Source organism: Streptomyces sp. 5-10 (assembly GCF_014712245.1).
GTDB lineage: Bacteria > Actinomycetota > Actinomycetes > Streptomycetales > Streptomycetaceae > Streptomyces > Streptomyces violaceusniger.
This window is the reverse complement of record NZ_JACVYG010000015.1, coordinates 72,986-94,425: the sequence shown is the minus strand read 5'-3', so window position 1 is coordinate 94,425 and position 21,440 is coordinate 72,986. Positions and strand designations below refer to the sequence as shown.

At 73.1% G+C, this 21,440-nt stretch carries 18 protein-coding genes; 10 read left to right on the top strand and 8 right to left on the bottom strand.

Going from position 1 to position 21,440, the window contains the following annotated elements:
• Position 1 precedes the first annotated feature (1 nt).
• The 3 genes from IEJ02_RS19110 (at position 2) to IEJ02_RS19100 (ending at position 2,191) form a co-directional block, all read left to right on the top strand.
• On the top strand, positions 2–331 hold the full coding sequence (locus IEJ02_RS19110) for a TcmI family type II polyketide cyclase (protein WP_137981005.1): 330 nt from the start codon (positions 2–4) through the stop codon (positions 329–331).
• A 408-nt stretch (positions 332–739) separates the two neighbouring features.
• On the top strand, positions 740–1,315 hold the full coding sequence (locus IEJ02_RS19105; RefSeq protein WP_191065984.1) for a hypothetical protein: 576 nt from the start codon (positions 740–742) through the stop codon (positions 1,313–1,315).
• A gap of 153 nt (positions 1,316–1,468) precedes the next feature.
• A complete protein-coding gene (locus IEJ02_RS19100) occupies positions 1,469–2,191 on the top strand; it encodes a class F sortase (protein ID WP_191065983.1) in 723 nt (240 codons plus the stop codon).
• Positions 2,192–3,269: 1,078 nt separating this feature from the next.
• Here the strand turns inward: IEJ02_RS19100 and IEJ02_RS19095 are convergent.
• The 4 genes from IEJ02_RS19095 to IEJ02_RS19080 form a co-directional block, all read right to left on the bottom strand.
• Complete coding sequence (locus IEJ02_RS19095) at positions 3,270–4,340, bottom strand: methyltransferase (protein WP_191065982.1); 1,071 nt, start codon at positions 4,338–4,340, stop codon at positions 3,270–3,272.
• A gap of 11 nt (positions 4,341–4,351) precedes the next feature.
• Positions 4,352–5,428: a right-handed parallel beta-helix repeat-containing protein gene (locus IEJ02_RS19090; protein ID WP_191065981.1), complete on the bottom strand. Its 1,077-nt coding sequence runs from the start codon at positions 5,426–5,428 to the stop codon at positions 4,352–4,354.
• 231 nt (positions 5,429–5,659) lie between these two features.
• Positions 5,660–6,898, bottom strand: a complete 1,239-nt coding sequence (locus IEJ02_RS19085; protein ID WP_223864066.1) for an MBL fold metallo-hydrolase — start codon at positions 6,896–6,898, stop codon at positions 5,660–5,662.
• A 78-nt stretch (positions 6,899–6,976) separates the two neighbouring features.
• Positions 6,977–8,200, bottom strand: a complete 1,224-nt coding sequence (locus IEJ02_RS19080; protein WP_191065980.1) for an aminotransferase class I/II-fold pyridoxal phosphate-dependent enzyme — start codon at positions 8,198–8,200, stop codon at positions 6,977–6,979.
• Positions 8,201–8,414: 214 nt separating this feature from the next.
• Here IEJ02_RS19080 and IEJ02_RS19075 point away from each other — a divergent pair, with 214 nt between their 5' ends.
• The gene (locus IEJ02_RS19075; RefSeq protein ID WP_191065979.1) at positions 8,415–8,957 is read left to right on the top strand and encodes a hemerythrin domain-containing protein; all 543 of its coding nucleotides are present in this window, start codon (positions 8,415–8,417) and stop codon (positions 8,955–8,957) included.
• Here IEJ02_RS19075 and IEJ02_RS19070 read toward each other — a convergent pair.
• Positions 8,881–9,669, bottom strand: coding sequence for an ANTAR domain-containing response regulator (locus IEJ02_RS19070; RefSeq protein ID WP_191065978.1), 789 nt, complete (start codon positions 9,667–9,669; stop codon positions 8,881–8,883). The two genes, IEJ02_RS19075 and IEJ02_RS19070, sit on opposite strands and share 77 nt — an antisense overlap.
• Positions 9,670–9,813: 144 nt before the next feature.
• Here IEJ02_RS19070 and IEJ02_RS19065 point away from each other — a divergent pair, with 144 nt between their 5' ends.
• Positions 9,814–11,007 (top strand): PAS domain-containing protein, encoded by a 1,194-nt coding sequence (locus IEJ02_RS19065; RefSeq protein ID WP_191065977.1) that lies wholly within the window; start codon positions 9,814–9,816, stop codon positions 11,005–11,007.
• 12 nt (positions 11,008–11,019) lie between these two features.
• On the opposite strand, the gene IEJ02_RS48645 is transcribed toward IEJ02_RS19065, so the two are convergent.
• On the bottom strand, positions 11,020–11,202 hold the full coding sequence (locus tag IEJ02_RS48645) for a hypothetical protein (protein WP_223864065.1): 183 nt from the start codon (positions 11,200–11,202) through the stop codon (positions 11,020–11,022).
• A gap of 228 nt (positions 11,203–11,430) precedes the next feature.
• On the opposite strand from IEJ02_RS48645, the gene IEJ02_RS19055 reads away from it, so the two are divergent.
• From IEJ02_RS19055 to IEJ02_RS19040, 4 genes are all read left to right on the top strand, one after another.
• Positions 11,431–12,396 (top strand): TIGR03557 family F420-dependent LLM class oxidoreductase, encoded by a 966-nt coding sequence (locus IEJ02_RS19055; RefSeq protein ID WP_191065976.1) that lies wholly within the window; start codon positions 11,431–11,433, stop codon positions 12,394–12,396.
• A gap of 74 nt (positions 12,397–12,470) precedes the next feature.
• Positions 12,471–14,276, top strand: a complete 1,806-nt coding sequence (locus tag IEJ02_RS19050; RefSeq protein WP_191065975.1) for a thiamine pyrophosphate-requiring protein — start codon at positions 12,471–12,473, stop codon at positions 14,274–14,276.
• Between the two features lie 126 nt (positions 14,277–14,402).
• Positions 14,403–14,957 (top strand): type 1 glutamine amidotransferase domain-containing protein, encoded by a 555-nt coding sequence (locus IEJ02_RS19045; RefSeq protein ID WP_191065974.1) that lies wholly within the window; start codon positions 14,403–14,405, stop codon positions 14,955–14,957.
• Positions 14,954–17,053 carry a catalase gene (locus tag IEJ02_RS19040; protein WP_191065973.1) on the top strand — a complete coding sequence of 700 codons (2,100 nt, stop codon included), beginning with the start codon at positions 14,954–14,956 and terminating at the stop codon, positions 17,051–17,053. The genes IEJ02_RS19045 and IEJ02_RS19040 overlap by 4 nt, the downstream gene beginning before the upstream one ends.
• A 1,526-nt stretch (positions 17,054–18,579) precedes the next feature.
• Here IEJ02_RS19040 and IEJ02_RS19035 read toward each other — a convergent pair.
• Together IEJ02_RS19035 and IEJ02_RS50780 are read right to left on the bottom strand one after the other, a co-directional pair.
• A complete protein-coding gene (locus IEJ02_RS19035) occupies positions 18,580–19,155 on the bottom strand; it encodes a TIGR03086 family metal-binding protein (RefSeq protein WP_191065972.1) in 576 nt (191 codons plus the stop codon).
• A gap of 6 nt (positions 19,156–19,161) precedes the next feature.
• Positions 19,162–19,824 carry a phage holin family protein gene (locus IEJ02_RS50780; protein WP_191065971.1) on the bottom strand — a complete coding sequence of 221 codons (663 nt, stop codon included), beginning with the start codon at positions 19,822–19,824 and terminating at the stop codon, positions 19,162–19,164.
• Positions 19,825–20,171: 347 nt separating this feature from the next.
• Here IEJ02_RS50780 and IEJ02_RS19025 point away from each other — a divergent pair, with 347 nt between their 5' ends.
• Entirely contained in the window at positions 20,172–21,353 is a 1,182-nt protein-coding gene (locus IEJ02_RS19025) for a baeRF2 domain-containing protein (protein ID WP_191065970.1), read from the top strand.
• The last annotated feature ends 87 nt before the right edge of the window (positions 21,354–21,440 follow it).

Below are 21,440 nucleotides of genomic sequence, written 5' to 3'. Positions count from 1 at the left end.
CATGTACCGCACCATGATCGTCGCCAAGATGCAGCGGGACGCGGCGCCGCAGGTCGCCAAGATCTTCGCGGAGTCCGACCGCGGCGAACTGCCCAAGCTGATCGGCGTCACCGGCCGCAGCCTCTTCCAGTTCGGCGAGGTGTATCTGCATCTGATCGAGGCGGAGCGGCCGCCGGCCACGGAGGTCACCAAGTACTCCAAACACCCGGAGTTCCGGGATGTCAGCGCGCGCCTCCAGCCGTATATGCGGGCGTACGACCCGGAGACCTGGCGCGAGCCCAAGGACGCCATGGCCCATGAGTTCTACCGCTGGGACCGCGACCAGGGCTAGCGCATGTGTCGCGCCGCACGGGGCCGCCGACGGAGTTCACCTCCCGGCGGCCCTTTTCGTATGGCGTCTTGCGTACGGCGTCTTTCGTGTGGCGTCTTCGGTGTGGGGTCTTCGGTGTGGGGTCTTTCGTATGGCGCCGCGAGTGGGTTATGCACCGGTCGCGAAATCTCACACTACTGGGCTCATCGGAATGATGCCTGCCGAAAGGGGGAAAGGGTGTCAGCCCATTCGCGCGGCAAATGAGTGATCATTGCGCTTATCTCCACCCAGAGGGCTTACAACACAGCAGATCGCAGGCCGCGCCGAGTGGCAGGGGAAGCCCACTTCGCTGACGGTGGATGAGACGCCGATGCGATCCCTTTATCTGGCAAATAGTCAGTATCGCGACGGCGCCGGAAGGAATGACTCATGCGATCTACTCGCGCACTCTTCACCGGGGCGGCGATTGCCGCCACCCTGACCCTGGGCGCCCCCGCCGCCGCGTTCGCCGCCGACGTCTCGGACCCGGGCGGTCACGGTGGGTACTCGAGCAGCCAGGAGTCCTCCGAGGACGGCTACGGCCAGGGCGGCAGCTCCTGGGACAAGGAAAAGGAAGAGCAGGGCAAGGAAGAGCACGGCAAGGAAGAAGAAGAGCAGGGCAAGGAAGAAGAGCACGGCAAGGAAGAGATGAAGGGCAAGGAAGAGGGCGACTGGTCCGGCCGGGGCAAGGAGGAGGGCAAGGAGGAGGGCAAGGAGGAGCACGAGTGGTCCGGCAAGGAGCGGGAGCACGAGTGGTCCGGTAAGAAGGACCACGACGACTGGTCCGGTGGCTCCTGGAAGGACCACGAGAAGGGCGAGAAGCCGCGCGGTGGCGTCCACACCGGTGGTGGCGGCATGGCCACCACGGGCAGCGGCATGGCCGCCGGCTCGGTCCTGCTCCTCGGTGGCCTCGGCGCCGGCGCCTACGCCCTGCGTCGCCGCAAGCCGACCGGCACCGCGATCTGAGCCTGACTCTTCGCATTCCGTGCTGCCGTGGCACCTCCGCCGAGCGGTGGTGCCACGGCAGTTCCACGAGCGCTGTGAGAAAGCGCCCGTGGATAAGGCGTCTTGAGCTGAGGCGCCATGAGACAAGGCGCTGTAAGAAAGGCGAACACCCCCATGGGAAAGCCGGCCAAGCAGGGCGCTGCCGATGGCAACACCCGAACTCTCCGCTGGGCCGCCGCGTCGGCCCTCATCGGCGTATTCCTCATCTACAATTCCGTCGACGCCGCCTCTCAGAACACGCCGTCGGCCCGGCCCGCGGCCAGCTCACCCGCGTCCGTCTCCGAACCGGAGAGCGACACCTCCAACGAGGACCAGTACGCGGATTCCCCGGAGTCGACGACCGCCCCCGAGTCCCGCCCGGGGCCCGCGCTGCCGCGCTCCCCCGCCTCCCATCTGGACATCCCCTCGATCGGCGTGAGCGCGCCCTTCATCCCGCTGTCGCTGGACGCCGCGGGCGTGCTGGTCCCGCCCCCGGACACCGACCAGAACCTGGTGGGCTGGTACGAGGGCGGCCCCTCGCCCGGTGAGCGCGGCAACGCCATCGTGGCCGGGCATGTGGACACCAAGGTCGGCCCGGCGGTGTTCTACCCCCTCAGCCAGCTCAAGCCGAGGAGCAAGGTGGCCATCACGCGCGAGGACGGGATCGTCGCGACCTTCGTGGTCGACAAGATCAAGACGTTCAAGAAGAACGCCTTCCCGGATGAGCAGGTGTACGGGGACACCCCCAACGCCCAGCTGCGGCTGATCACCTGCGGCGGGGTCTATGACCACACGGCCAAGGACTACACGGCGAATGTGGTGGTGTTCGCGCACCTGTCCTCGTACCGGTACAGCTGACGCGACAAACCGAGCGGTGCCCGCGTCGTCGAGGACGGACGACGCGGGCACCGTGGTGTTTGTGCTTTCCCCTCCCCGCCCCTTCCCTCAACTGGGGCTCCGCCCCAGACCCCAGGATCCGGGGCGGAGCCCCAACCGCGCGGCGGAGCGGCATATCAATGCCGCGGGGAAAGGCGGAACCCCGGTCCCGAGGTCTGGGGCAGAGCCCCGGCCCCGAGGGCTGAGGCGGAACCCCGGCCCCGAGGTCTAGGGCGAAGCCCCGGCCCCGGGGGCTGGGGCAGAACCCCGGCCCCGGGGGCTGAGGCGGAACCCCGGCCCGGGGTCTGAGGCAGAACCCCGGCCCCGGGGGCTGGGGCGGAACCCCGGCCCCGGGGGCTGGGGCGGAACCCCGGCCCCGGGGGCTGGGGCAGGACCCCGGCCCGGGGGGCTGAGGCAGAACCCCGGCCCCGGGGGCTGAGGCAGAGCCCCGGCCCCGGGGTCTGAGGCGGAACCCCGGCCCGGGGTCTGAGGCGGAACCCCGGCCCGGGGTCTGAGGCAGAACCCCGGCCCCGAGGTCTAGGGCGAAGTCCCGGCCCCGAGGTCTGAGGCAGAACCCCGGCCCGGGGGTCTGAGGCAGAACCCCGGTCAGGGTCTGAGGCGAAGCCCCGGTCCCAGGGCTGGGGCAGTGCCCCGGCCCCGGGGTCTGGGGCGGAACCCCGGCCCCGGGGGCTGAGGCAGAACCCCCGGCCCCGGGGTCTGAGGCAGAACCCCCGGCCCCGGGGTCTGAGGCAGAACCCCCGGCCCCGGGGTCTGAGGCAGAGCCCCGGCCCCGGGGGCTGAGGCAGAACCCCCGGCCCCGGGGTCTGAGGCAGAACCCCCGGCCCCGGGGTCTGAGGCAGAGCCCCGGCCCCGGGGGCCGGGGCAGAACCCCCGGCCGGGGGCTGGGGCGGAGCCCCGGGCCGGGGGCTGGGGCGGAGCCCCGGGCCGGGGGCCGGGGCGGAGCCCCGGGCCGGGGGCTGGGGCGGAGCCCCGGGCCGGGGGCCGGGGCGGAGCCCCGGATTTGGGAAGGGGTGGGGAGGGGGACAGCCTCCCGCAGGCGTCACGGTGCGCCGGGCACCCCCACCGTGGAGTCGAAAGCGTGCAGAGCGCCGTTGACGGGCCGGATGTCGGTCACGTTCAGACCGGCCTCGGTCATCCGCGCCACCATGCTCTCCTGGGTGTGCTTCCGGCCGCCCACATTGAGCAGCAGGAACAGGTCCATCGCCGTGGTGAAGGAGGACGGGCTGTTGTCGACGAGGTTCTCGATGACGACCACCCTGGCGCCGGGCCGCGCCGCCGCGACCACGTTGGCGAGTGTCCGGCGGGTGCTCTCGTCGTCCCATTCGAGGATGTTCTTGATGATGTAGAGGTCGGCCTCGACGGGGACCTCGCGCCGGCAGTCGCCGGGCACGAGCGTGGCCCGTGAGGCCAGCGCCCCGCCGTCCCGCAGCCGCGGATCGGCGTGCGCCACCACCTGCGGCAGGTCCAGCAGCGCGCCGTGCAGCGCCGGGTGCTTCTCCAGCAGGCTGGCCAGCACATGCCCCTGGCCGCCGCCGATGTCCACCACCTCCTTGACCCCGTCGAGGTCGAGGAAGGCGGCGACGTCGGCGGCGGACTGCCGGCTGGAGGTGGTCATCGCGGCGTCGAACACCCGGGCCGACTCGGGCGCGTCCTCGTGGAGATAGGCGAAGAAGTCCTTGCCGTAGATCTCGTTGACGACACAGCCGCCGGTGCGCACCGCCCGGTCAAGCAGCGGCCACGCCTCCCAGGTCCACGGCTCGGTGCACCACAGGGCGATGTTCCGCAGGCTGCCCGGGGTGTCCTCGCGCAGCAGCCGGGACATCTCGGTGTGCCGGAAGCGGCCGTCGTCGGTCTCGGCGAAGATCTGACAGCAGGCCAGGGAGCGCAGCAGCCGGCGCAGCGGGTCGGGCTCGACGTCCACGGCGGAGGCCAGCTCGCCGATGGAGGCGGGCCGGTCGCCCAGCGCGTCGGCGATCCGCAGCCGGACCGCGGCGCGCACCGAGGCCGCCCGTGCGGCGCCGAAGACGATCTCGCGCAGCCGCATGGGCGGCGGGAGCGCGCCCGGTGGGGGCTGCGCCGCGGCCGCGGGGGTGGTGTCCACAGTGGTCATGTCGCCACCTCTCAGCACCGGCCCGTGGGCGCGGACAGCTCACAGACGTTGTCGGTGAAGGTGTTGTCGGGGCCGTTGTCGCGGTCGGCGAGGTCGGCGGGCTTGTTGCCGCTCATCACGTTGCGGCTGATGGCGTTCTTGGCGTTGGGGGCGCCGACGACGCTGGTGTAGAGCACGATCCCGCCGGACATGGGCGAGGTGCCCACGTTGTCGCTCACCTGGTTGCCCGTCACCCGGGTGGACTCGGCGCCGGTGAGCACGATGCCGGCGCCCTGGATGAAGGGGAGCCGGTCGGTGGCCGCGCAGTAGGCGTTGTTCTCGTAGACGGTGTTGTTGCGGACGTTCAGGTCCCCGGCGCGCGGGGTCGACTCGTCGCCGACGATGAACACGCCGGCGCAGTTGGCGGTGATGGTGTTCCCCTCGACCGAGAGGTCGCGCAGCCGGCGGACGACGACACCGGTCCGGTTGCCGCTGAGCCGGTTCCCGGCCACCAGGGTGCCCAGGGCGTCGGTGGCGCCGCCCTCGGCGTCGATGGTGTTGGCCAGGAAGACGCCGGACTGCTTGTTGTCGCGCGAGACGTTGTCGACGAAGGTGCCGCGAGTGGACATCTCCTGGCCCATGCCCTGCTGGCCGTTGTCCTCGGTGGTGGTGTTCCGTACGGTCATCCGGTCGGTGCCGGAGCCCCAGATGCCGTTCTTGGCGAAGCCGGTGACCTTCAGTGAGGCGATCCGGACATCCGAGACGGGGTCTTCGGCCGTCCCGGTGACGCAGATGCCGTGCCCGGCCTCGCCACAGGCGTTGGCCGACGGCTTCGCGGCCGGGGAGAGCACGGTGGACTCGCCCGCGCCGATCAGGGTCAGCCGGTCGGTGGTGATCTGGATGTTCTCCCGGTAGGTGCCGGGCCGGATCTCGATGGTGTCGCCGGGCTCGGCGGCGTCCACGGCGGCCTGGATGGACTGGCCGGGCTGGACCACATGGCGGGTCGCGGCCTGGTCGGCGGGGGCGGCGTGGGCTCCGGGGAGCTGGGCGAGTTCGATGACGAGGACCGCCGTGAGGCCGGCGAGGTGGCGAAGTTTAGGTGTGCGCATGAAAAGGAAGTTAGGTGCGCTCCGCACCGCTCGCCACTTATGTTCCACTCGTCACTTATGCACTGGATTAACCCACTTGGCTGCCTTATGGCCCGGCCGGAGGTCGGTACCGGGATGGGCGCGGCGGGGCCGCCCCGCGCGGGGGCCGCGCTCTCGGCGGTGGCGGGCGCCCGGCTCGCGGCGGACGGGCCGACCGACCCCCGCGCGCTCCCCCACGACCGCGACGCGGGCCTATTCGAGTACCCGGGATGCCCCGACCGGCAGATCCCACAGCTCCTCGCGCGGACGCCCGGTGGCCTCCCAGGCCGCGCGGATCCGGCGCAGCGGCTCCAGGGGCGGCTCGGCCGAGAGCAGGAAGGTGGACCAGTGCATGGGCGCCAGCACCCGCGCCCCCAGGTCCAGATGCGCCCGTACGGCCTCCTCCGGATCGGTGTGCACCCCGTCCAGCATCCAGCGCGGCTCGTACGCGCCGATGGGCAGCAGCGCCACATCGATGCCCGGGTAGCGGCGGCCGATCCGCTGGAACCAGTGGCCGTAGCCGGTGTCCCCGGCGAAGTACACCCGCTGTCCGTCGGGCGCGGTGATGACCCATCCGCCCCACAGCGAGCGGCAGGTGTCGGTGAGGGTGCGCTTGCTCCAGTGGTGGGCCGGGACGAAGTCGAAGCGGACCGGGCCGTCCTCGCCGGGCAGTTCGGCCGCCTCCCACCAGTCCAGCTCGGTCACCCGGGTGAATCCGCGCGCCCGGAACCAGCGGGCGAGCCCGGCGGGCACGAAGACCGGCGTCCCCTTCGGCAGCCGTTTGACCGTGGGCGCGTCCAGGTGGTCGTAGTGGTTGTGGCTGATGACGACCGCGTCCACGGGCGGCAGGTCCTCCCAGCGGACCCCCACCGGCGTGACCCGGGCCGGGGTGCCGAGGATCTTGCGGGCCCAGACCGGGTCGGTGAGCACGGTGAGCCCGCCGATCCGCACCACCCAACTGGCGTGCCCGGCCCAGGTGAGCGCGGTCCGGCCGGGGCCGATGAGCGGCAGCGGCCCCGGTTCGAAGGGCAGCTCGGGGATCTCGCGCAGGGACTCCACGGGCGGTCTGAGCCGTCCCTCCCGGGCCAGCCGGGCCAGCGCCCGCACCCCCGGCAGCGGGGAGGTGAGCCGGTCGGCGAACGACGGCGGCCAGCTGCGGATCTCCCCCGGGGGACGCGGGGCGCCCGGCTCGGGGACGACGGGTTCGGGGCCGGTGGGCTCGGGGCCGGTCGGCGCAGGACCGGTCGGCCCGAGGGCAGCTTGTCCGGGGGCGCCCGGCTCGGGGGCGCCCGGCTCGACGGCGGTCGGCTCGACGGCGGTCGGCTCGACGGCGGTCGGCTCGGGGGCGGACGGGGCCAGGCGGTGGCGGGCGACGGCGCCGGGCCGAGCGCGACGCCGCCCGGCCGGTTCCGCCGGCTCCGCCGGTTCCGCCTGCTCGGCGTGGTCGGTCATGGCCTGGCTCCCTTCCGTGTCTGGGCCGTGTCCGGGCCGGTCCTTCGGTGCCGGCGCGCCATGGGGGTCCGGGGCGGCTCAGGTCACCGGACTGCTTTCGATCAGGTCGCGGAAGGCCGCCTCGAAGGCGCCCAACGCCGTGGCCACATGGGGCAGTTCCAGCGGATCCGGCGTCTGGAGCGCCCGTAGCCGCGACTCCTCCGCCGCGCCGAGCAGCGGCAGGGTCGCCAGCCGGAGCCGCAGGGTGTGCGGGGGGTCGCCGAAGCGGTGGCCCCCGGCCACACTCCGGCCGATCCGCCGCACCAGCTCGCGCTCCAGCTCCACCGAGTCGGTGATGCCACGGGCCGCGAGCACCCCGCGCAGCTCGTCCAGATCGGCGTAGAGGTGCCGGCCGGCCTGCGGCGGGCGGGCCAGTGCCCCGACGGCGGTCAGCGCGCGGTAGGCGGCCGCGGCCACGGCCCCGTGCGCCCGGGCCGCCGCGGCCATCCGGTCCCGGACCGGCTCGGGCTCGCCGAGGGCGTACGCGGCGGCCGCCGCGGTGGGCGCGGGCAGCCCGGACCGTACGGCGGTGAGCAGCGACAGCACCCGGCCGCGCAGCTCCGCCCCGCGCTCGGTGGCCGGGAACCGGGCGATCGCGGCGGGCCAGCCCGCCGGGGTGAAGGCACCCGCCAGATCGGAGAGCACGATCACGTTCTCGGGGGACATCTCGGCGGGGCTGAGCAGCACCGTGCCCCGCGGATGGTGGACGGTGTCCCGCCAGGTCTCGTCGCTGACGATCAGCAGCCCCTCGGCCACGGCCGCCTCGCACACCTCGTGCAGCAGCTCGGGCGGGGCCACGGTGCCGGTGGGGTCGTCGGCCGCCGACAGCAGCAGGACCCGGGGCACCCCGCCCTCGGCGCGGATCCTGCGGACGATCTCCAGCAGGGCGAACGGATCGGGCAGCCCACCGGATTCGGCCGGGACGGGCGCGTGGTGGGCGCGCCGGTCCACCAGTCGCACCAGCGGCGCGTACCAGGCGGCGCAGGGGCGGGGCAGCAGCACATCGCCGCCGGGGGCCGAGGCGAGCAGCGCCAGCAGCAGCGGTTCGGCGCCGGGGGCGACCACGACGTGCTCAGGGTCGGTCCACAGCCCGCGCCGCGACCAGTAGCCGCAGGCCGCCGAGCGCAGCCCCGGCGAGCCGCCGACCGGCTCCGGCGCGGTGTGGCCGGCCGCCGCGACGAAGCTGTCGAGCAGCTCCGGGAGGACCGGCAGTCCGCCGTCGTCCCGGTCCGCCGGCGCCGGGGCGGTCCACTGCCGCTGCATTCCGTCCACACCTCCGCCCGTGTCCGGACCTCTGCCCGTGTCCGGACCTCTGCCCGTGTCCGGACCTCTGCCCGTGTCCGGACCTCTGCCCGTGTCCGGACCTCCGTCCGTATCGGGACCTCCGTCCGTGTCCGGCGCGTCACCGCCCACGTATGTCCACCTTCGCAGATCTCCGGCGCCGTTTCGCGGAAGGGGCCCGGGGGACCCGGGCGCCATGACAGCGATGCCGGAACAACACGATGTGGTGGACCTGCTCACCGCGGACCACCGCGCGGTGCGCCATCTCTTCGAGGGCTACCGCGCCGCCACCGACCCCGAGCAGCGGCGGCAGCTGGTCGACCGGATGACGGTGGAGGTGGTGCGGCACTCCGTGGCCGAGGAGGTCCATCTGTACCCCACGGTCCGCAAGGCGCTGCCGAACGGCGACCGGATCGCCGACGAGGAGATCGAGGAGCTGACCGAGGCCGAGCGGATCCTGTCCGACCTGGACGCCGTGGACCCCCGGGACCAGCGGTTCGACCCGCTGGTCCGGGAGCTGATGGACGTGGTGTCCATGCACATCCGCGGCGAGGAGGACCTGGTCTTCCCCGAGCTGCGGGAGCGGCTCACCCCCGAGGAGCGGATGGCGCTGGGCCTGCGGGTCGGCGAGGCGACGGCCGCCGTGCACAGCGTGCCCCCGGTCAGCCCGGAGGGTCCCGGTCCGGGCCGGACGCTGGCCGATCGGGTTCGGGAGCTGCTGACCGGCCGAACGCGATGAGGTCACGCTCCAGGCCGCGGCCGCGGGTGCGCACCACGGTCTCGGCGAGCTCCGCCAGCTTGCGGTTGGTCCGCTGGGAGAGCCGGCGCAGCAGGTCGAACGCCTGGTCCGGGTCGCAGCCCAGGACGTACATGACGATTCCGCACGCCTGGTCCACCACCGGCCGGCTGCGCAGCGCCGTGTCCAGCTGGTCGACCTGGACCAGGGCGGCGCGGTAGAGCCGGTCGCGGGCCATGCTCTCGGTGGCCAGGTCGCCGAGCAGCCCGGTGGCGCCCTGGGCGGCCCTCCTCAGGGGCCCCGGGCGCAGCCCGTAGACCGAGACGGTGACGGTGAGCCCGTCGCAGGCGAAGGGCAGGGAGGCGGAGGACCGTACGCCCGCGTCCAGCGCCCGGGCCCGGTAGCGCGGCCAGCGGTCGTCGTGGAGCAGATCGTCGGCGCCCGCCGGGCGGCCGGTGTCCAGCGCCGCGAGGATCGGGCCCTCCCCGGCGCTCAGCTGGACCGACACCAGGGCGGACAGGTCGGGGTGGGTGGCCGCCGTGGTCCGGTCGGCGTCCACGGCGCCGGGGGACTCCTCGTCGAGTACGGCGGTGGCGGTGGCACCGCAGCTGTCGGGCGTGCCCGCGGCGGCCTGCTCCGCGAGTTCGGCCAGGTTGCGCCCGAGGGAGGGTGCGTCGGTCTGGAAGGCCGCGCGGATGTGCGTGCGGTCGGGCATCGCCGAGTTCACTCCTTTCGCTCCGGTGCGATGTACTGTCCGGCCCCGTCCTTCCGGGACCCCGATTTTTTCGGGTCTCCACATCCTTGAGTGGAAAACACCGCCCATGCGGCCCTACGCGGCCGGTCAGGCTACTGTGAGCCCATGCCAAGCGCACAGGAGTTTGGTGCGGAACTCATCGACTTCCGCAAACGGGTTGAGGAGCTGCGCACCGCGCGGGCACTGCCGCCGCAGGAGCGGCCGTCTCTGCTGGACGCCGCTCTCTTCGAGCTCCAGCATGTGGTGGATGTGCTGTGGCCTCAGTACGAGGAGCTGGCGGCCGCCTCGTCCTGGAGCCCCGGCGGCGGCCGGGGCGACCCGCAGGAGCAGCAGCTGCTGCGGGCACTGTTCCAGCGGCTGCCGATCGCCACGGTACTGCTGGACCGCGATGCCGTGGTGCGGCGCATGAACTTCACCGCCACCCAGTTGTTCCACACCCGGGCCGGATACGCCACCGGTCGCCCGCTCACCGCGGCGCTGCGGCGCGACGGGCAGGCGGCGCTGCGCTCGCAGGTCGCCGCGGTCGCGCGCGGCGAGGGCGACCGCAGCCTGACGGTGTGGCTGTCGCAGCCGCCCGTCCACGGTGAGGTGCGGGTGACCCTGGCCGCGCTGCGGCCGCCGGGCGAGCCGCATCCGGCGGTGCTGGCGGCGTTCCAGCCCGGGATGGCCGCCCCGTCGGCGGGCGAGGGGGCGGCCGGTGGGTGGCCCCAGGAGTCGCGGCCGGACCTGGGCGAGGTGTCCCGCCATGCCGAGCTGCTGGACCTGGTGGACGACACGGCGGCGGCGCTGCTGAGGGCGGCCCCGGCCGGGGGCGGCCCGGAGGCGGTGCTGGCCGCGGCCGCGGAGGTGCTGCACGGCCGGTTCGCGGACTGGGTGATCGCCGACCTGGCCCCGGAGGCCGGTCCCGGCAACCCGCGCCGGGTGCTGGCGCTCGGCCCGCGGGAGGAGGTGGGCGACCGTACGGCGCCCCTGGCCGAGCAGGATCCGGCCGACTGCCCCCTGGTGGTGGACGCGCTGTACGACGGGGCCTCCGCGCTGCGGGTGAGCCCGGTCGACGCCGAGGCCTTCGGCCGGGACGCGACGGGCGCTCCGGTGCTGGTGCGGGAGGAGGTCACCTCGCTGCTGTGCATGCCCCTGCGCTCCGGCGCGGGCCCGGTCCTGGGGGCGCTCACGCTCTTCCGTACGGGCGGGCGCGGGGCCTTCGAGATGGCGGAGGCGGGGGTGGCGGACCGGATCGCCCGCCATGTCGCCCTGGCCATGGAGCACACGGCCGAGCGCGCCCCGGCCCCCGGGGCGTGAGCTCGCACCCGCTCAGGCGGCACCGGAGCCTGCCTGCCCGCCCAGGCGGGCGCAGGTGTCGCCGAGCAGGCGGGAGACCCGCGTCTGGGAGATGCCGAGCCGGTCGGCGATCCGGCGGAACTCCGCGGAGGTGTCCGGGGCGTCGTCGTGCGGATGCCTGGGGTGTGCTCGGAGATGTGCTCGTACGGACGTCATACGCCGTATCTCCCTTGAGCTGTCGTCGCTCTCACCACGGAGGCGGAACCGGACGAAAAGGGTGATCCGGTGGTCACGCCTCTGGCAGCGGGGCCGCTCCGTGGCGTGCCTCCGGTCCGAAGCGCTTTAGTCGCGCGTGCCCGCCCCGGGCCGTATCAAACGAGGTTTCCTTCCCCGGGCCCCGGTTACCCGTCGCATCTGCCGGCATCCGCGCTCGAGGAGGGCCCCATGACCGAGTACGGCTACTTCCTGGCCGCCGAAGAACACGGGCCCGCGGACCTCGTCGAGCAGGCCCGGATGGCGGAGCAGGCAGGTTTCAGTCATTTGTGGATCTCGGACCACTACCACCCCTGGAACGCCGCCCAGGGCCAGAGCTCCTTCGTCTGGTCGGTGATCGGCGCCCTCGCGCACGCCACCAGCCTGCCCGTGCAGACCGCGGTGACCTGCCCCACCATGCGTATCCACCCGGCCATCGTGGCCCAGGCCGCCGCGACCAGCGCGGTGCTCCTGGAGGGCCGCTTCCGGCTGGGGGTGGGCAGCGGCGAGGCGCTGAACGAGCACGTACTGGGCGACCGCTGGCCCCCCGCGCCGATCCGGCTGGAGATGCTGGAGGAGGCCGTGATGGTGATGCGCCAGCTGTTCGAGGGGCGCCGCGTCACCCATCACGGCAAGCACTACACGGTGGAGAACGCGCGGCTGTACACCGTGCCCGAGGAGCCGGTGCCCATCGACATCGCAGCCTTCGGATCGGCCGCCGCCGCGCTGGCCGGACGGGTCGGCGACGGCTTCATCACCATGACCCCGGACGCGGAGCTGGTGGCGCGGTTCCGGCGCGGCAGCGGCGCCGGGGGCAACAGCAAACCGGCCCGCGGCGGCCTGAAGGTGGCTTACGGCCCGGACCCCGACGAGGCGCTGCGCACCGCCCACCGGCTGTGGCCGACCGAGGCGCTGCCCGGTGAGCTGCTGTCGACGCTGACCAGCCCGGGCCAGTTCGAGCAGGCCGCCCAGCTCGTCACCCCCGAGCGGGTGGCCGATGAAGTGGTCTGCGGGGATGACGCGGACGCGCACGTGGCCGCGCTGAACGCGTACGCGGAGGCCGGGTTCGACACCGTCTACGTCAATCAGATCGGCCCCGACCAGCGCGGCTTCTTCGACTTCTACCGCACCAAGGTGCTGCCGCAGGTGGCCGGCTGACAGCGGTCACCGAGAGCGGCCGGCTGACAGCGATCACCGGGAAGAGCGATCGCCGAGAGGAGCGATGACCCACCATGAGCATGAAAGTGGCCGACTACATCCTCGCCCGACTATCGGAGTGGGGTGTCGAGCATGTGTTCGGCTACCCGGGGGATGGAATCAACGGCCTGCTCGCCGCATGGGGGCGGGCCGAGAACGAGCCCCGGTTCATCCAGGCCCGGCACGAGGAGATGGCCGCGTTCCAGGCCGTCGGCTACGCCAAGTTCAGCGGCCGCCTCGGCGTCTGCGCGGCCACCTCGGGCCCCGGCGCGATCCACCTGCTGAACGGCCTGTACGACGCCAAGATGGACCACGTCCCGGTGGTGGCGCTGGTCGGCCAGACCCACCGCAGCGCGATGGGCGGCTCGTACCAGCAGGAGGTGGATCTGCACAGCCTCTTCAAGGACGTGGCCTCCGACTTCCTGGAGACGGTCACCGTCCCCGAGCAGCTGCCCAACGTCCTGGACCGGGCCATCCGCACCGCCTACGCCCGCCGCGCCCCCACCGCCGTGATCATCCCGGCGGATGTGCAGGACCTCGACTACTCGGCGCCCACCCATGACTTCAAGATGGTGCCCTCCAGCCTGGACCGCAGCGGCTGGTCCGCGGTGCCCTCCAGCAGCGCGGTGGAGCGGGCCGCGGAGGTGCTGAACGCGGGCGAGCGGGTGGCGATCCTGGTCGGCCAGGGCGCGGCCGGGGCGCGCAAGGAGGTCCAGCGGGCCGCCGAGACCCTCGGCGCCGGGGTGGCCAAGGCGCTGCTCGGCCTGGATGTGCTCAGCGATGAACTGCCCTATGTCACCGGCTCCACCGGGCTGCTGGGCACCCGTCCCTCGTACGAGCTGATGCGGGACTGCGACACCCTGCTGACCATCGGCTCCAGCTTTCCGTACAGCCAGTTCCTGCCGGAGTTCGGCAAGGCGCGCGGGGTCCAGATCGATCTCGATCCGCACATGATCGGGATGCGCTATCCGTACGAGGTCAACCTGGTCGGCGACGCGCGCGAGACCCTGCTGCGGCTGCTGCCGCTGCTGGAGCGCAAGGAGGCGCGGGACTGGCAGGAGGAGATCGTCGCGGGCGTACGGCGCTGGCGCGAGGTGATGGGCGCCCGCGCGGAGGTGTCCGCCGACCCGATCAACCCCGAGTACGTGGCCCACTGCCTGGACCCGCTGCTGCCCTCGGACTCCATCGTCACCTGCGACTCCGGCTCCGTCGCCAACTGGTACGCCCGCCATGTGCGGATGCGCGGCGAGATGCGCGGCTCCCTGTCGGGCACGCTGGCCACGATGGGCTGCGGGGTGCCGTACGCGATCGGCGCCAAGTTCGCCCGTCCGGACCGGCCCGCGGTGGCGCTGGTCGGGGACGGCGCGATGCAGATGAACGGCCTGGCGGAGCTGATCACCGTGGCCAAGTACCGCCAGCTGTGGGAGGACCCCCGGCTGGTGATCGCCATCTGGAACAACCAGGACCTCAACCAGGTCACCTGGGAGATGCGGGCGATGGGCGGGGCGCCGCAGTTCCTGCCCTCGCAGGCGATCCCCGATGTCTCCTACGCGCGGTTCGCCGAATCGCTCGGCATGACCGGCATCCGGGTGGAGAAGCCCGAGCAGGTCGAGGGGGCGTGGCGCGAGGCGCTGAGCGCGGAAGGACCGGTGGTCGTGGAGTTCCTCACCGACCCGGACGTCCCCCCGATCCCGCCGCACGCCACCTGGGAGCAGATGGAGGCCACGGCCGAGTCGATCATCAAGGGCGACGCGGACCGGGCGGGCATGGTCCGCCAGGGCCTGAAGGCGAAGGTGCAGGAGTTCCTGCCGCACCGGAAGAAGACGTCGGACGACGACTGATGCACCTGATGTTCCCGTTTCGACCCCGTCCGCGCTGGCTACCCGCCGCACCGGACGGATGCGGGACCCCCGCACCGGACGGATGCGATACCCGGACCGGAAGAGACCGGAAGGACGTGAGCAGCAATGAAGGTCGCCTTTCTCGTCGCCCCGGAAGGCGTGGAACAGGTCGAGCTGACCGACCCCTGGCAGGCGGTCCGGGACGCCGGGGGCACTCCCCGTCTGGTGTCCACCAAGCCCGGCCGCATCCAGGCGTTCAACCACCTCGACAAGGCGGACACCTTCGAGGTCGACCAGGTCGTGAAGGACGCGACGGTCGAGGAGTACGACGCCCTGGTGCTGCCCGGCGGGGTGGCCAACCCCGACTTCCTGCGCCTGGACGACAAGGCGGTCGCCTTCGCCGGGGGCTTCTTCGACGCGGGCAAGCCGGTGGCCGCGATCTGCCACGCCCCCTGGACGCTGGTGGAGGCCGACGTCGTACGCGGCCGCACCCTCACCTCCTGGCCGAGTCTGCGCACCGACATCACCAACGCCGGCGGGACATGGGTGGACGAGCAGGTCAAGGTCTGCACCGGCGGCCCCAACACCCTGATCACCAGCCGTAAGCCGGATGATCTCAAGGCGTTCCGCGAGGCGTTCCTGGAGGAGTTCGCGAAGACGACGAAGGGATCGGCACGATGACGGAGGACCGCAAGGAGCGGCAGCGCGACAGGTACCGCGCGCCCGACCCCGCCGAGGGGCCGCTGACCACCGACCAGGGCGTGGCCGTCGACCACACCGATGACGCCCTCACCGTGGGCGAACGCGGCCCGACCCTGATGGAGGACTTCCACTTCCGCGAGAAGCTGACCCATTTCGACCATGAGCGCATCCCGGAGCGGGTGGTGCACGCGCGGGGCGCGGGCGCGTACGGCTACTTCGAGCCGTACGAGTCCTGCGCGGAGTTCACCCGCGCCGCCTTCCTCCAGGACCCGTCCGTGCGCACCCCGGTCTTCGTGCGGTTCTCCACCGTGCAGGGGCCCCGGGGCTCGGCGGACACGGTGCGGGACGTGCGGGGCTTCGCGACGAAGTTCTACACCTCGGAGGGCAACTACGACCTGGTCGGCAACAACATGCCGGTCTTCTTCATCCAGGACGGGATCAAGTTCCCCGACTTCGTGCACGCGCTCAAGCCGGAGCCGCAGAACGACATCCCGACCGGCGCCTCCGCCCATGACACCCTGTGGGACTTCGTCTCGCTCCAGCCCGAGACCATGCACATGATGATGTGGCTGATGTCGGACCGGGCGATTCCGCGTAGCTACCGGATGATGCAGGGCTTCGGGGTGCACACCTTCCGCTTCGTGGACGCCCAGGGCCGCGGCACCTTCGTGAAGTTCCACTGGAAGCCGAAGCTGGGCGTCCACTCGCTGGTGTGGGACGAGGCGCAGGAGTGCCAGGGCCGCGACCCGGACTTCAACCGGCGCGATCTGTGGGAGGCGATCGAGGCGGGTCAGTACCCCGAGTACGAACTGGGGGTGCAGCTGATCCCGGAGGAGGACGAGTTCAACTTCGACGTCGATCTGCTCGACGCCACGAAGATCATTCCGGAGGAGCAGGTGCCGGTGCGGCCGATCGGCCACATGGTCCTGAACCGCAACCCGGACAACTTCTTCGCGGAGACCGAGCAGGTGGCCTTCCACACCGCGAACGTGGTCCCCGGGATCGACTTCACCAATGACCCGCTGCTCCAGGCCCGGAACTTCTCGTACCTGGACACCCAGCTGATCCGGCTGGGCGGCCCCAACTTCTCGCAGCTCCCGGTCAACCAGCCGGTCGCCCCGGCCCGGACCAACCACCGGGACGGCTACCACCAGACCGCGATCCACCGCGGCACCAACTACTCCCCCAACTCCCTCGGCGGCGGCTGCCCGGCCCTCGCGGGGGCGGACGGCTATGCCTTCTCCCACTACGCGGAGCGGGTCGACGGCCACAAGATCCGCAAGCGGAGCGAGTCCTTCAAGGACTTCTACAGCCAGGCCGCGCTGTTCTGGAACAGCATGAGCGACTGGGAGAAGCGCCACATCGTGGACGCCTTCCGCTTCGAGCTGGGCAAGGTCGGCGCGGTGCACGTACGGGAGCGCACGGTCGAGCAACTGGCCCACGTCGACTACGACCTGGCCTCGCAGGTGGCCCAGGGCATCGGCGTGGCACTGCCGGAGCCGGGCGCCAACAACCACAAGCCGCAGGCCTCACCCGCCCTGAGCCTGGACAACCTCCAGGGCGACGGCTCGATCCGCACCCGCCAGATCGCGGTACTGGTCATGGACGGCGTGGACACCGGCCAGCTCACCCAGGCCCAGGAGGCCCTCACCGCCCAGGGCGCCGTCGTCGAGGCCCTCGCCCCGCACGACGGCAAGGTGCTCGGCGCCGACGGCAACGGCTACGCGGTGGACCGCGCCCTCCCCACGGTCGCCTCCGTCCTCTACGACGCCGTCCTCCTTCCCGGCGGCCCCACCGGCACCCCCGGCCTGGCCTCCGACAGCGAGGCCATGCGCTTCGTCCGTGACGCCTACCGCCACGGCAAACCCATCGCGGCCCTCGGCTCCGGCGTCGGCATCCTCTCCTCCCTGGACCCGGAGGGCCTCCACATCGCCTCCGGCCACGGCCACGTCTGCACCGACCGCGGCGTCGTCACGGACACCACGACGGGTGCGGCGAGCGAGGAATTCACCCAAGCCTTCACCGAAGCCATAGCCGCCCACCGCCACTGGGACCGCCCACGAATCCGCTGCTGAATTCCGCGGGGCGCGGTGGGCCGATATGCGGGTGGGGGGTTGCGGGCGGAGTTCGCCTCCGCCCGCAACCCCCCACCCGTTGGCACGGGTGGGCCCGGGCCGTGGGCGCGGGTGGGCGGCGCCCGGGCCGTGGGCACGGGTGGGCGGCGCCCGGGCCGTGGGCACGGGTGGGCGGCGCCCGGGCTGTTGGTACGGGTGGGCGGCGCCAGGGTCGTGGGCACGGGTGGGGAGCGCCCGGGCTGTTGACACGGGTGAGTCCAGGCCGTTGACACGTGTCGGTCTGGGTCGTTGGTACGGGTGGCCCGGGCCGTTGGTACGTGTCGGTCCGGGTCGTTGGTAGGGGTGGGCCCGGGCCGTTAGCACGGGTGGGCCCGGGCAGCGCTCGCGCGCGGGGGCCGTCGGGGACGGCAGGGCTTGCCCGGGCGGGGCCGTCGGGGCGGGACCCCGCCCGCCGCGTGGGCACACCCGCATTGGGGTCATGTCCGCGCATTCGGGCACGCCCGGCCGGGCCGCGCTCGCGTGTGGGCCCGCCCGAGCTCGGATCGCGTTCGCTCGTTTCCGGTACGCCCGGGCCCGGGCCACGCTCGCGCGTTGGGCCCCATCCGGGCCAGGCCTCGCCCCCCACGCAAGCACGTCCAGCCCTGCGGTCCCCCGTGAGTCGGCACGCCCAGGCCCGGGCCACGCTCGCGTGTTGGGCCCCATCCGGGCCAGGCCTCGCCCCCCACGCAAGCACGTCCAGCCCTGCGGTCCCCCGTGAGTCGGCACGCCCAGGCCCGGGCCACGCTCGCGTGTTGGGCCCCATCCGGGCCAGGCCTCGCCCCCCACGCAAGCACGTCCAGCCCTGCGGTCCCCCGTGAGTCGGCACGCCCAGGCCCGGGCCACGCTCGCGTGTTGGGCCCCATCCGGGCCAGGCCTCGCCCCCCACGCAAGCACGTCCAGCCCTGCGGTCCCCCGTGAGTCGGCACGCCCAGGCCCGGGCCACGCTCGCGTGTTGGGCCCCATCCGGGCCAGGCCTCGCCCCCCACGCAAGCACGTCCAGCCCTGCGGTCCCCCGTGAGTCGGCACGCCCAGGCCCGGGCCACGCTCGCGTGTTGGGCCCCATCCGGGCCAGGCCTCGCCCCCCACGCAAGCACGTCCAGCCCTGCGGTCCCCCGTGAGTCGGCACGCCCAGGCCCGGGCCACGCTCGCGTGTTGGGCCCCATCCGGGCCAGGCCTCGCCCCCACGCAAGCACGTCCAACCCTGCGGTCCCCCGTGAGTCGGCACGCCCGGGCCGCGTTCGCGCGTGTCTGGGGCCCGCCCGCGCGTGGGCGCACTCGAGCGCGGGTTACGTGGCGTTCGGCGCGTCCGGTCTGGGGACCCGTCCGGGTAGTGGCCGCCCGGGCGGTGCCACCAATCCAGCCCCCTCCAGGAAGCACCTCCCAGCGGTAGCTGGGGGAGTTTGAGGAGCGGGGTTCGGGGCGGAGCCCCGGTGGGGGTGAGGGGGCGGAGCCCCCTCTTTCGGGAAGGGGCGGGGTGGGGAAACCGCCTACGGCTCACGCCCCAGCAGAGCCAGGAGCCGCGCCTGCGCATCCGCCCCCGCCGGCGGCTCAACCGGCGCCGCAAACAGCCCACTCTCCTCCAAGTCCGCCGCATACGGCGCGACCTCCCGCACCGAAAAGTCCACCAGCGGCTTGGGAATGCGCTCATCCGCCCCGATCGCCCGGGCCAGATCCCACGCGTGCACCGCCGCGTCAGCCGTCATCTGCGCGCAGTAGTGCGTCGCGGGGCTCTCCCCGTACGAGAGGTCGACCGTCCGGTCGAGCGCCCCCGGCTCGCGGAAGGCCTCCCGCGCCGCGGCCGCCACCACGTCCCATGTGGCGACAGGGTCGTCACCCAGCAGATCGCCCTCCAGCACATCGCTCTGGTCGCCGACGCTCGCCCCCTCCCGGACCAGCGGCGGCACCCACATCTGCTCGACCGCGAGATGGTTCACCAGGTCGCGTACGGTCCACTCGGTGCAGGGCGTCGGGTCGTCCCACTGATCGGGCCGGATCGCGTGCACCCGTTCGGTGAAGAGGTCCAGCGCCTCGCCGTGCCTGGCCAGCAGAGGATTCTCCGCCATGGGCGATCACCCCGTGTGAGGAGGATGAGGGGGCTGAGGAGGCGCCCCGGGCCCCGGCGTCCCCGGGGGCGTCGGAGGCGCGCCGGGCCCGGCAGGACCCGCGGGACCGGCGGGACTACTAGGACCGGCAGGACCACCAGAAGTCCCAGGAGGAGCAGCGGGCCCAGCAGAACCACCGGGACCGGGAGGAGCAGCGGGCCCAGCAGAATCACCGGGACCGGGAGGAGCAGCGGGCCCAGCAGAATCACCGGGACCGGGAGGAGCAGCAGGCCCGGCAGGACCACCGGGACCAGGAGGAGCCGCGGGCCCCGAAGGGGCCGATGGCGCCGAGGGCGCGGTCGGCCCAGAAGGCGCACCGGACCGCCACCCCACCCCCTGCCCCGCCGCGTTCCTCAGCCACCCCGCCACCACCAGCAACAGCGCGAAGACGACCAGCGCCGCCGCCCACCCCGGAAGCGCCAGCGCGAACAGCAGCACCAGGCACGCCGTCAGCGCACCCCCCGCGTAGAGCGCGGCCGCCGCCGCGCCACCGTAGAGGCGGACCGCGCGCCGCCCGGACTGCTCCCGCAGCTCCCGGCGGACTTCTTCGCGGACGGCCCGTGCGACCGGCTCCGCCAGGTCACCGGCCGAGGGGATGCCCGCCTTCGGATAGGCCGATTTATCAGTCATGTGCCGCCGGGTACCCGTGCCCCACCCTCGTTAACAGTCCGCACACCGTCCTCGTCAACACGGACAGACCACGGGTACGCGGGCACTTCCGCAGGGCATTTCAGCGCGTTTCCGCAACGCGTTGCGCAACCGCGTTTCCGCAGGGCACGACGCCGGACCCGGCCCCTGATATCCCGCGTCCGACGCCGCTCCTCACTCCCTACGGGCCGCTCGGCCGATCGACGGGTCCCCCTCCCCCACGAGCCCCAAACATCGGCTGAGAACCTCGGCCCCGATCACCCCGACGACCTCGTGTCGATGCCGCCGTCATGGGTACGCGTGGGGGACGCGAAACCTGGAGGGAGTACATGCGACTCGCACATCTCCAACCGCTCTACGACCGCCCGGGCCCCTGGGCCAGCGTCTACTTCGACACCTCGCACCCCGACGAGTCCGCGGCCGAGGAGCAGGAACGCGCCGCCCGCGAGGCGAGCCGCCGGCTGGAAGGGCAGGGCGCCGATCAGGCCACCTGCCGTGCGGTGTACGAGAGGCTGACCGCGCTGCCGCCCGCCGCCGGCCCGGCCGGGTGGGCCGTCTTCGCCACGGCCGGTGAGGTGGTCCTCGACACCCCGCTGCTGACGCCGCCGCCGATGGGCGAGCCCCCGTGCTGGTCGGCGCTTCCGCATGTGGGACCGCTGCTGGAGCTGACCGGCGAGGACCCGTCCTGCCTGGTGGCGTACATCGACCGCACCGGCGCGGACGTCGAGCTGCGCGACGCGCGCGGCGGCGACCGGGTCGGCTCCATGGAGGGCCGGCAGTGGCCGGTGCACCGGACCGCCACCGCCGACTGGTCGGAGCGCCACTTCCAGCTCAAGACCGAGAACACCTGGGATCAGAACGCGGCGCTGATCGCCGATGAGCTGGGCACCTGCCAGAAGGAGACCGGCGCGGACCTGGTGGTGCTGGCCGGGGACCCGCGCGAGCGGCGCGCGGTCCACGAGCGGCTGCCCAAGGAGCTGCGCTCGGCGGCGGTGGAGACCTCGCGCGGGGGCCGCGCCCCCGGTTCCACCCCGCCGGGCAGCCACGCCGCCCGGCTGCTGGACCAGGAGCTGGACGAGGCGCGCGCCCGGTACGCCCATGAGCGCGGCGAGGAGGCGCTGGAGCGGTTCCGGGCCGGCCGGATGCCCTCCGGCGGGCGCGTGGAGGCCGCCGAGGGAGTTCCGGCGCTGGTCGACGCGGCGCGTGAGCACCGCATAGGCTCGTTGCTGATACGTCCGGACGGGCCCGATCTGTACCGCGAGGTATGGGTGGGCACCGAACCCGACCAGCTGGCATTGCGCCGTACCGATGTCCAGTACCTGGGCGACACCCGGCCGTTCCCGGCCCGCGCCGACGACGCGCTGATCCGTTCGGTCGTGGCCACCGGCGCCGAAGCGCTGACGGTGGCACCGGCCGAGGGGGAGCCGAACGGCGACGACATCCCGGTGGGCGGCCTCGGCGCACTGCTGCGCTGGCCGTACGAGGGCGGCGCGGACGGCGGCGCGGACTGAACATCCCGGGAGCGGAAGTGGCCGTCCCGGGAGCCGATGGACATATCCCGGGAGATGACCGACCCGGAGACATACGGACCCGCTGAG

Bases quoted from the DNA above. Each gene is read 5' to 3' on its own strand.
- IEJ02_RS19110 (WP_137981005.1), top strand. From the start codon at position 2: ATGTACCGCACCATGATCGTCGCCAAGATGCAGCGGGACGCGGCGCCG.
- IEJ02_RS19105 (WP_191065984.1), top strand. From the start codon at position 740: ATGCGATCTACTCGCGCACTCTTCACCGGGGCGGCGATTGCCGCCACC.
- IEJ02_RS19100 (WP_191065983.1), top strand. From the start codon at position 1,469: ATGGGAAAGCCGGCCAAGCAGGGCGCTGCCGATGGCAACACCCGAACT.
- IEJ02_RS19095 (WP_191065982.1), bottom strand. From the start codon at position 4,340: ATGACCACTGTGGACACCACCCCCGCGGCCGCGGCGCAGCCCCCACCG.
- IEJ02_RS19090 (WP_191065981.1), bottom strand. From the start codon at position 5,428: ATGCGCACACCTAAACTTCGCCACCTCGCCGGCCTCACGGCGGTCCTC.
- IEJ02_RS19085 (WP_223864066.1), bottom strand. From the start codon at position 6,898: ATGACCGACCACGCCGAGCAGGCGGAACCGGCGGAGCCGGCGGAACCG.
- IEJ02_RS19080 (WP_191065980.1), bottom strand. From the start codon at position 8,200: ATGCAGCGGCAGTGGACCGCCCCGGCGCCGGCGGACCGGGACGACGGC.
- IEJ02_RS19075 (WP_191065979.1), top strand. From the start codon at position 8,415: ATGACAGCGATGCCGGAACAACACGATGTGGTGGACCTGCTCACCGCG.
- IEJ02_RS19070 (WP_191065978.1), bottom strand. From the start codon at position 9,669: ATGCCCGACCGCACGCACATCCGCGCGGCCTTCCAGACCGACGCACCC.
- IEJ02_RS19065 (WP_191065977.1), top strand. From the start codon at position 9,814: ATGCCAAGCGCACAGGAGTTTGGTGCGGAACTCATCGACTTCCGCAAA.
- IEJ02_RS48645 (WP_223864065.1), bottom strand. From the start codon at position 11,202: ATGACGTCCGTACGAGCACATCTCCGAGCACACCCCAGGCATCCGCAC.
- IEJ02_RS19055 (WP_191065976.1), top strand. From the start codon at position 11,431: ATGACCGAGTACGGCTACTTCCTGGCCGCCGAAGAACACGGGCCCGCG.
- IEJ02_RS19050 (WP_191065975.1), top strand. From the start codon at position 12,471: ATGAGCATGAAAGTGGCCGACTACATCCTCGCCCGACTATCGGAGTGG.
- IEJ02_RS19045 (WP_191065974.1), top strand. From the start codon at position 14,403: ATGAAGGTCGCCTTTCTCGTCGCCCCGGAAGGCGTGGAACAGGTCGAG.
- IEJ02_RS19040 (WP_191065973.1), top strand. From the start codon at position 14,954: ATGACGGAGGACCGCAAGGAGCGGCAGCGCGACAGGTACCGCGCGCCC.
- IEJ02_RS19035 (WP_191065972.1), bottom strand. From the start codon at position 19,155: ATGGCGGAGAATCCTCTGCTGGCCAGGCACGGCGAGGCGCTGGACCTC.
- IEJ02_RS50780 (WP_191065971.1), bottom strand. From the start codon at position 19,824: ATGACTGATAAATCGGCCTATCCGAAGGCGGGCATCCCCTCGGCCGGT.
- IEJ02_RS19025 (WP_191065970.1), top strand. From the start codon at position 20,172: ATGCGACTCGCACATCTCCAACCGCTCTACGACCGCCCGGGCCCCTGG.